This is a genomic window from Cupriavidus sp. GW822-FHT02D05 (assembly GCF_058802485.1).
Window position 1 is genome coordinate 38,532 of the sequence record NZ_JBXAOE010000047.1, and the last position, 9,033, is coordinate 47,564.

9 protein-coding genes are annotated in these 9,033 nt (G+C 62.0%); all 9 read left to right on the top strand.

Features of this window, described 5'->3' with window-relative positions:
* The first annotated feature begins 17 nt into the window (after positions 1-17).
* The 9 genes from nuoH (at position 18) to AC1RQK_RS37715 (ending at position 8,895) form a co-directional block, all read left to right on the top strand.
* Positions 18-1,082 carry an NADH-quinone oxidoreductase subunit NuoH gene (gene nuoH / locus AC1RQK_RS37675; protein ID WP_043344744.1) on the top strand — a complete coding sequence of 355 codons (1,065 nt, stop codon included), beginning with the start codon at positions 18-20 and terminating at the stop codon, positions 1,080-1,082.
* A 65-nt stretch (positions 1,083-1,147) separates the two neighbouring features.
* Positions 1,148-1,639, top strand: a complete 492-nt coding sequence (gene nuoI / locus AC1RQK_RS37680; RefSeq protein ID WP_267606001.1) for an NADH-quinone oxidoreductase subunit NuoI — start codon at positions 1,148-1,150, stop codon at positions 1,637-1,639.
* A gap of 143 nt (positions 1,640-1,782) precedes the next feature.
* Complete coding sequence (locus AC1RQK_RS37685) at positions 1,783-2,433, top strand: NADH-quinone oxidoreductase subunit J (RefSeq protein ID WP_492375502.1); 651 nt, start codon at positions 1,783-1,785, stop codon at positions 2,431-2,433.
* A 16-nt stretch (positions 2,434-2,449) separates the two neighbouring features.
* Positions 2,450-2,755, top strand: coding sequence for an NADH-quinone oxidoreductase subunit NuoK (gene nuoK / locus AC1RQK_RS37690; RefSeq protein WP_006156828.1), 306 nt, complete (start codon positions 2,450-2,452; stop codon positions 2,753-2,755).
* 59 nt (positions 2,756-2,814) lie between these two features.
* On the top strand, positions 2,815-4,914 hold the full coding sequence (gene nuoL / locus AC1RQK_RS37695; protein WP_492814561.1) for an NADH-quinone oxidoreductase subunit L: 2,100 nt from the start codon (positions 2,815-2,817) through the stop codon (positions 4,912-4,914).
* A 13-nt stretch (positions 4,915-4,927) separates the two neighbouring features.
* A complete protein-coding gene (locus AC1RQK_RS37700; RefSeq protein WP_492375500.1) occupies positions 4,928-6,394 on the top strand; it encodes an NADH-quinone oxidoreductase subunit M in 1,467 nt (488 codons plus the stop codon).
* 18 nt (positions 6,395-6,412) lie between these two features.
* Positions 6,413-7,888, top strand: coding sequence for an NADH-quinone oxidoreductase subunit NuoN (nuoN, locus tag AC1RQK_RS37705; protein WP_492375499.1), 1,476 nt, complete (start codon positions 6,413-6,415; stop codon positions 7,886-7,888).
* Between the two features lie 22 nt (positions 7,889-7,910).
* Positions 7,911-8,219, top strand: a complete 309-nt coding sequence (locus AC1RQK_RS37710; RefSeq protein ID WP_492814564.1) for a DUF2818 family protein — start codon at positions 7,911-7,913, stop codon at positions 8,217-8,219.
* Between the two features lie 52 nt (positions 8,220-8,271).
* Positions 8,272-8,895: an NUDIX domain-containing protein gene (locus AC1RQK_RS37715; protein ID WP_492814566.1), complete on the top strand. Its 624-nt coding sequence runs from the start codon at positions 8,272-8,274 to the stop codon at positions 8,893-8,895.
* Positions 8,896-9,033 lie beyond the last annotated feature (138 nt).

A 9,033-nucleotide genomic window follows, 5' to 3' on the forward strand; every position in this document is an offset into this window, starting at 1 on the left:
AAGAGCGAGAAAGAAACATGATCGATTGGATTACCTCGCAAGGACAGAATCTCTTCGGCGGCGCATGGACGCCGCTGTGGATCCTGATTCGCGCCGTGGTCATTGTGGTGCCGCTGCTGTTGTGCGTGGCCTACCTGATCCTGTGGGAGCGCAAGCTGATTGGCTGGATGCACGTGCGTATCGGCCCGAACCGGGTCGGGCCGCTGGGCCTGCTGCAGCCGATCGCCGACGTGCTCAAGCTGCTGCTCAAGGAAGTGATGATGCCCACGCAGGTCAGCCGGGGCATGTACCTGGTTGCCCCGCTGATGGTGCTGATGCCCGCCGTGGCGATCTGGGCGGTGATTCCGTTCCAGGCCGAAGTGGTGATGGCCAACGTCAACGCCGGCCTGCTCTACGTGATGGCGATCAGCTCGGTTGGCGTCTACGGCGTGATCCTGGCCGGTTGGGCCTCCAACTCCAAGTACGCCTTCATCGGCGCCATGCGCGCCGCGGCGCAGATGGTCTCGTATGAAATCGCCATGGGCTTTGCCCTGGTGACCGTGCTGATGGTGTCTGGCAGCCTGAACCTGTCGGCCATCGTCAACTCGCAGAACACCGGCTATTTCGCCAACATGGGGATCAACGTACTGTCGTGGAACTGGCTGCCGCTGCTGCCCATGTTCGGCGTGTACTTCATCTCCGGCGTGGCCGAAACCAACCGCCACCCGTTCGACGTGGTGGAAGGCGAGTCGGAAATCGTTGCCGGCCACATGATCGAGTACTCGGGCATGGGCTTCGCGCTGTTCTTCCTGGCTGAGTACATCAACATGATCGTCATCTCGACGATGACCGCGTTGATGTTCCTGGGAGGCTGGGCGCCGCCGTTCGAGAGCTTCATCACCAATGCGGTCCCGGGCTTCTTCTGGCTGGTGATCAAGGTATTTTTGCTGCTGTCGGTGTTTATCTGGATTCGTGCTTCGTTCCCGCGCTACCGCTATGACCAGATCATGCGCCTGGGCTGGAAGATCTTCATCCCGCTGACGGTGGGCTGGCTGGTCATCGTGGCGATCTGGATCCGGTCGCCCTGGAATATCTGGCATTGAACGGCCAAAGCAGGGGCGCAGCCACAACAGGCGGCACCCTGCGGAATCATTAGGAAGCAATCGTCATGCTGCTCGCCATCAAGGACTTCTTCAACAGCCTGCTCCTGAAGGAACTCTTCAAGGGCATGGCTCTGACCGGGCGTTATCTCTTCGCCCGCAAGATCACGGTCCAGTTCCCCGAAGAGAAAACGCCGATGTCGCCGCGTTTTCGCGGCCTGCACGCGCTGCGCCGCTACCCCAACGGGGAAGAGCGCTGCATCGCCTGCAAGCTGTGCGAAGCGGTTTGCCCGGCTGTGGCCATCACCATCGAGTCCGATGCCCGCGCCGACGGCACCCGCCGCACCACGCGCTATGACATCGACCTGACCAAGTGCATTTTCTGCGGCTTCTGCGAAGAAGCCTGCCCGGTCGACGCCATCGTCGAGACGCATATCCTCGAGTACCACGGCGAGAAGCGCGGCGACCTGTACTTCACCAAGGACATGCTGCTGGCAGTGGGCGACCGCTACGAGCCGCAGATCGCCGCGGCCAAGGCTGCGGACGCCAAGTACCGCTGATAAGCGCATTACAGGGCGTGCCCGCCGAACCTGGCGGGCGTTGCCAATGCATTGTGAATCGGGCCCCGTGTGGGGCTAACGAAAAGGATGCCGCAAGGGCAGGCCACCAGGGGTGGCTTGTGCCGGAAGGCTCGACGAGGACCATGGAACTCACGACCACCATCTTCTATGTCTTTGCGCTGGTGCTGGTGCTCTCCGCACTGAAAGTCATCACCGCGAAGAACCCGGTGCACTCCGCACTGTTCCTCGTGCTGTCGTTTTTTACGGCAGCCGCGATCTGGATGCTGCTGAAGGCCGAATTCCTCGCCATCCTGCTGGTGCTGGTGTACGTGGGCGCCGTGATGGTGCTGTTCCTGTTCGTGGTGATGATGATCGATATCGACATCGAGCACCTGCGACGGGACTTCTGGACCTACGTGCCGCTGGCCTCGGTGATCGGTGCGCTGATCATCGGCGAGATGGCCACCGTGCTGGTGCGTAACTTCATCGGCACCACGGTGCCGCTGAACAACGTGACGCAGGGCCCGGACTACTCCAACACGGCAGCGCTCGGCAAGCTGATCTACACCGACTACATCTACGCCTTTGAAGTGGCGGGCATCATCCTGCTGGTGGCGATCATCGCCGCTGTCGCGCTGACGCTGCGCCGCCGCAAGGACAACAAGTCGCAAGACGTGGGCGAGCAGTTGCGTACCCGCCGCCAGGACCGCGTGCGCCTGGTCTCGATGCCCAGCGAAGCCCGTGCCGGCACCCAAGCCAGCCCGGATGCCGCGGCTGCCGCTAACAAGAACTAAAGCCCGGAGAAACGCTGTGCTCTCTCTCGCCCATTTCCTCGTGCTCGGTGCGATCCTGTTCGCCATCAGCATCGTTGGTATTTTCCTGAACCGCAAGAACGTGATCGTGCTGCTGATGGCGATCGAGTTGATGCTGCTTGCGGTCAATATGAACTTCGTCGCCTTCTCGCACTATCTGGGCGACCTGGCAGGACAGGTTTTCGTTTTCTTTATCCTCACGGTGGCTGCGGCCGAATCGGCAATCGGCCTTGCAATCCTGGTCGTGCTGTTCCGCAACCTGGACACGATCAACGTGGACGACATGGACACCCTCAAGGGTTGATCCGCGCCGCTACGTTATGAATCAAGACCGTTCTCCGACCGCACACCACTAAGCGTCCTATGGCAACCACGCTCGACCCCAACCTGCTACTGGCGATTCCGCTCGCACCGCTCGCCGGTGCAGCCATCGCCGGCCTGTTCGGCACCAAGTTCTTCAGCACGTTCTCCTCGGAGACACGCGCCGGCCGCACGCTGGCCCACACCGTGACGATTCTCGGTGTGGCGATTTCCTGCCTGCTGTCGATCATCGTGCTGATGGACGTCATGAACGGCGCGAGCTTCAATGCCACCGTGTACGAGTGGATGAAGATCGGCGACCTGAAGATGGAAGTGGGCTTCCTGGTCGACTCGCTGACCGCGATGATGATGGTGGTGGTGACCTTCGTCTCGCTGATGGTGCACATCTACACCGTCGGCTACATGAGCGAAGACCCCGGCTACAACCGCTTTTTCGCCTACATCTCGCTGTTCACCTTCTCGATGCTGATGCTGGTGATGAGCAACAACTTCCTGCAGCTGTTCTTCGGCTGGGAAGCTGTGGGCCTGGTGTCGTACCTGCTGATCGGCTTCTGGTACACCCGCCCGACGGCCATCTTCGCCAACCTGAAGGCGTTCCTGGTCAACCGCGTGGGTGACTTCGGCTTCATCCTCGGCATCGGCCTGCTGCTGGCCTACAGCGGCAGCATGAACTACACCGAAGTCTTCGCCGCGCGCGACCAGCTCGCCACGGTGATCTTCCCGGGCACCGACTGGCTGATGATCACGGTCGCCTGCATCTGCCTGTTCATCGGCGCCATGGGCAAGTCGGCGCAGTTCCCGCTGCACGTGTGGCTGCCTGACTCGATGGAAGGCCCGACCCCGATCTCCGCGCTGATTCACGCCGCCACCATGGTGACGGCCGGCATCTTCATGGTCGCGCGCATGTCGCCGCTGTTCGAGCTGTCGGACACCGCGCTGTCGTTCGTGCTGGTGATCGGCGCCATTACCGCGCTGTTCATGGGCTTCCTGGGCATCATCCAGAATGACATCAAGCGCGTGGTGGCTTACTCCACGCTGTCGCAGCTGGGCTACATGACCGTCGCCCTGGGCGCCTCGGCATACTCGGTGGCCGTGTTCCACCTGATGACCCACGCATTCTTCAAGGCGCTGCTGTTCCTTGCCGCGGGCTCGGTCATCATCGGCATGCACCACGATCAGGACATCCGCAACATGGGCGGCCTGCGCAAGTACATGCCGATTACGTGGATCACCTCGCTGGTGGGCTCGCTGGCCCTGATCGGCACGCCGTTCTTTGCTGGTTTCTACTCCAAGGACTCGATTATCGAGGCCGTGGCCGAGTCGCATATCCCGGGCTCGGGCTTCGCTTACTTCGCGGTGCTGGCCGGCGTGTTCGTCACGGCGTTCTACTCGTTCCGCATGTACTTCCTGGTGTTCCACGGCGAAGAGCGTTTCGGCAAGGAAGACCACCACGCGCATCACGCGGGCAACCATGACGATGAGGAGGCAACGGCCGACCATCATCACGGCCTGGCCCCGGGCGAGAAGCCGCACGAGTCGCCGTGGGTCGTCACGCTGCCGCTGGTGCTGCTGGCCATCCCGTCGGTGGTGATCGGCGCGATCGCGATCGGCCCGATGCTGTTCGGCGACTTCTTCAAGAATGGCGTGGCCTTCAAGAACGTGATCTACGTAGGCGAGAACCACCACGCGATGGCGGAGCTGACCGAAGCCTTCCACGGCTGGGTGGCGATGGGCCTGCATTCGCTGAGCACGCCGGTGCTGTGGCTGGCCATCTCGGGCGTGGTGCTGTCCTGGTTCTTCTACATGAAGCGCCCGGACATCCCGGCTGCCATCAAGCAACGTTTTTCGGGCCTGTACACGCTGCTCGACAACAAGTACTACATGGACGCGATCAACCAGGCCGTGTTTGCCCGCGGGGCCCGTCTGCTTGGCACCGGCCTGTGGAAGGGCGGTGACCAGGGGCTGATCGACGGCCTGGTGGTCAACGGTGCCGCGCGTGTGGTCGGCTGGTTCGCTTCGGTGAGCCGCTACCTGCAGTCCGGCTATATCTACCATTACGCATTCGCCATGATCCTGGGCATGCTGGTACTGCTGACGATGACGGTGTTCGGCACCTCGTTCGCCACAGTGGGCACCAAGTAAGGAAAACAAGAAAATGGTTCTGTCTTTCGCTATCTGGCTGCCGATCTTTTTTGGCCTGCTGATACTAGCCTCGGGTTCCGACCGCAGTCGCTGCTACGTGCGCTGGATGTCGCTGTTCGGCTCCATCGTCAGCTTCATCGTCACGCTGCCGCTGGTGTTTCACTTCGACCGCTCCACGGCGGCCATGCAGTTCGTCGAGAAGTCGAACTGGATCGAGCGCTTCAACATCAACTACCACCTGGGTGTCGACGGCATCTCGATGTGGTTCGTGGTGCTGACCGCCTTCATCACTGTGATCGTGGTGATCTCCGCCTGGGAAGTGATCACCGAGCGCGTGGCCGAGTACATGGCCTCGTTCCTGATTTTGTCGGGCCTGATGGTCGGCGTGTTTTGCGCGCTCAACGGCATGCTGTTCTACGTGTTCTTCGAAGCCACGCTGATCCCGATGTACATCATCATCGGTGTCTGGGGCGGCCCGAACCGTGTGTACGCGGCTTTCAAGTTCTTCCTGTACACGCTGCTCGGCTCGCTGCTGACGCTGGTTGCGCTGCTGTACCTGTACAGCAAGACCGGTACTTTCGAGATCCTCGAATGGCACCAGGCCAAGCTGTCGATGAACGAGCAGATCGCGCTGTTTGTCGCCTTCTTCCTGGCCTTCGCGGTCAAGGTGCCGATGTGGCCCGTCCATACCTGGCTGCCTGACGCCCACGTCGAGGCGCCGACCGGCGGCTCGGTGGTGCTGGCTGCCATCATGCTGAAGCTGGGCGCCTACGGTTTCCTGCGTTTCTCGTTGCCGATCGCGCCAGACGCCAGCCATAGCATGGCCGCTTTCATCATCACCATCTCGCTGATCGCGGTAATCTACATTGGCCTGGTCGCGCTGGTGCAGGCCGACATGAAGAAGCTGGTGGCGTACTCGTCGATCGCCCACATGGGCTTCGTCACGCTGGGCTTCTTCATCTTCAACGAGATCGGCATCGAGGGCGGCATCATCCAGATGATCTCCCACGGCTTTATCTCGGGCGCCATGTTCCTTTGCATCGGCGTGCTGTATGACCGGGTGCACTCGCGCCAGATCGCCGATTACGGCGGTGTGGTGAACACCATGCCGAAGTTCGCGGCGCTGTCGGTGTTCTTCGCCATGGCTAACTGCGGCCTGCCGGCTACCTCGGGTTTCGTCGGTGAATTCATGGTCATCCTGGGCGCGGTCAAGTTCAACTTCTGGATCGGCCTGCTGGCAGCCACGGCACTGATCCTGGGCGCCGCCTATTCGCTGTGGATGGTCAAGCGCGTGATCTTTGGCGACGTGGTGCACAAGCACGTAGCCGAGCTGGTCGACCTGAACAAGCGCGAGTTCCTGATGCTCGGCCTGCTGGCGATCATGACCCTGTATATGGGCCTGTATCCGAAACCCTTCACCGATGTGATGCACGCTTCCGTGGTGAACCTGCTGTCGCACGTGGCGCAGTCGAAGCTGTAATCGGGGAGAGAAACAAACATGCAACCGTCCTCGACATTGGCACCTGTGGCGCCAATCATTTTCCTGGCGATCGCGATCGCCGCGGTCAACTGGATCGACCTTGCCCGTGGCAAGAACCGCACCAGCGTGGCCTATCCGCTGTCGCTGCTGACCACGCTGGTGCTGACCGTGTGGTTCGGCATCAACGGCGTCGCCGGCGAGACCCACTACGCATTCGCCAACCTGGTGGTCGTGGACCCGATGGCTAACCTGCTGTCGGCTTTCGCTTCCGCGGCGCTGTTCGTCACGCTGGTCTACACCCGTAGCTACCTGGCCGACCGCGACATGTTCAGCGGCGAGTTCTACATGCTCGCGCTGTTCACGCTTGGCGGCCAGATCGTGATGATCACCGGCAACAACTTCCTGACCCTGTACCTGGGCCTGGAACTGCTGTCGCTGGCATCCTATGCGCTGGTGGCCTTGCGCCGCGACAACCGCGTGACCTCCGAATCCGCCATCAAGTACTTCGTGCTGGGCGCACTGGCTTCGGGCTTCCTGCTGTATGGCATGTCCATGCTGTACGGCGCCACCGGCTCGCTGAACCTCGCGGAAGTGTTCCGCGTGGTGGAATCGGGCCGCGTCAACACCACCATGCTGGCCTTCGGCGTGGTCTTCATCGTGGCCGGCATTGCGTTCAAGATGGGCGCCGCACCGTTCCACATGTGGATCCCGGACATCTACCAGGGCTCGCCGACCGCGGTGACGCTGCTGATCGCTGGCGCGCCCAAGCTGGCTGCGTTCGCCATGGCGCTGCGCCTGCTGGTGGAAGGCCTGCTGCCGCTGGCGGTGGACTGGCAAGTCATGCTGATGGTGCTGGCCGTGGCGTCTCTCGCCATCGGCAATCTGACCGCCATCGTGCAGACCAACCTGAAGCGGATGCTGGCTTACTCCACCATCTCGCACATGGGCTTCCTGCTGCTGGGCCTGCTGTCCGGCGTGGCCGACGGCAAGGCCGACGGCGCCGCCAGCGCCTACGGTTCGTCGATGTTCTATGCCGTGACCTACGTGCTGACCACGCTGGGCACCTTCGGCATCGTGCTGCTGCGCGCCGGCAAGGATTTCGAAGCCGAGACCCTGGACGACCTCAAGGGCCTGTCGCGCAAGAACCCCTGGTACGCGCTGCTGATGCTGGTGATGATGTTCTCGCTGGCCGGCATCCCGCCGACCATGGGCTTCTACGCCAAGCTGGCGGTGCTCGAAGCCGTGGTCAAGAGCGGCATGACCTGGCTGGCCGTGGTGGCCGTGCTGTTCTCGCTGATCGGCGCGTTCTACTACCTGCGCATCGTCAAGCTGATGTACTTCGATGCGCCGGCTGACGAGCGCAAGCTGGAATCCAGCTTCGGGCTGCGTTCGATGCTGACGCTGAACGGCGCGGTCATCATTGCCCTGGGCCTGTTCCCCGCGGCGCTGATGAACCTGTGCTACCAGGCGATCCGCGCCACGCTGGCGTCCTGATGCACCACGGCGGCGTAGCGATATGAGTTCATCTGCGGCGGGCTGGTTTGTCATCTTGTTGGCATTGGTCTGTGCCAACCTGCCGTTCATCAACCAGCGGCTGTTCGCGCTGATTCCGCTGCGCTTCGCCAGGAAGCCGCTGTGGATGAGGCTGGCTGAGTTGATCACCTGGTATGTGGTGGCAGGCCTGGCGGGCTTCGCCGTGGAGGCGGGGCTGGGCAACGCCTTCCCGCAGGGCTGGCAGTTCTACGCCATTACCGCCTGCATGATGCTGGTGTTCGCCTTCCCGGGCTTCACCTGGCAGTACCTCGTCAAACATCGCGCGGCTTGACAGCCGGGTAGCGAAGGCGCCCGGGCCGGCCGCGTCCGGACCCGGAGCTTTCATGAGCGACAATATTGACACGCTGGACGCTAGCGAGATCGCCGCTGGCGGCGATCAAGGCCTGAAGGAAGTGTGCGTGGCGTCCGCCACGCTGCACACAGGCAAATTCCTCACTCTCAAGCAAGATATCGTCAAGCTGCCCGACGGCAAGCATGCCGGGCGGGAATACGTGCTGCATCCGGGCGCGGTGATGATGATCCCGCTGTTCGACGATGGCACCGTGCTGCTGGAGCGGCAGTACCGCTATCCGGTTGGCGAAGTGATGCTGGAGTTTCCTGCCGGCAAGCTGGATCCCCAGGAAGGCGCGCAGCGCTGCGGCGAGCGCGAGCTGCGGGAGGAAACCGGCTACAGCGCGCGGCGTTGGGATTACCTCACGCGCATCCATCCCGTCATTTCTTATTCCACCGAGTTTATCGATATCTTCCTGGCGCGGGATCTGACCGCCGGGCCGGCGCAGCTCGATGAAGGCGAATTCCTCGAGACGTTCATCGTGCCGGCGGGGCAGGTGATCGATTGGGTGCGCTCGGGGCGGATTACCGATGTGAAGACGATTATTGGGGCGTTTTGGCTGGAGAAGGTGGTGTCGGGGGTTTGGGGGGCGGGGGAGCAGGTGTTACCGGGATAAAGGGGGGGGTGGGGAAGGGCAGAACCGTTGGCGCTTGTTGCCTTGGTTGGGTTTTCTTTGTGCGGCGTTGGTTTTTGGACCCAAGGGCCATACGACATCCCCCTGCGGGGGCTGCCGGTCACTTTTCTTTGACCGGCA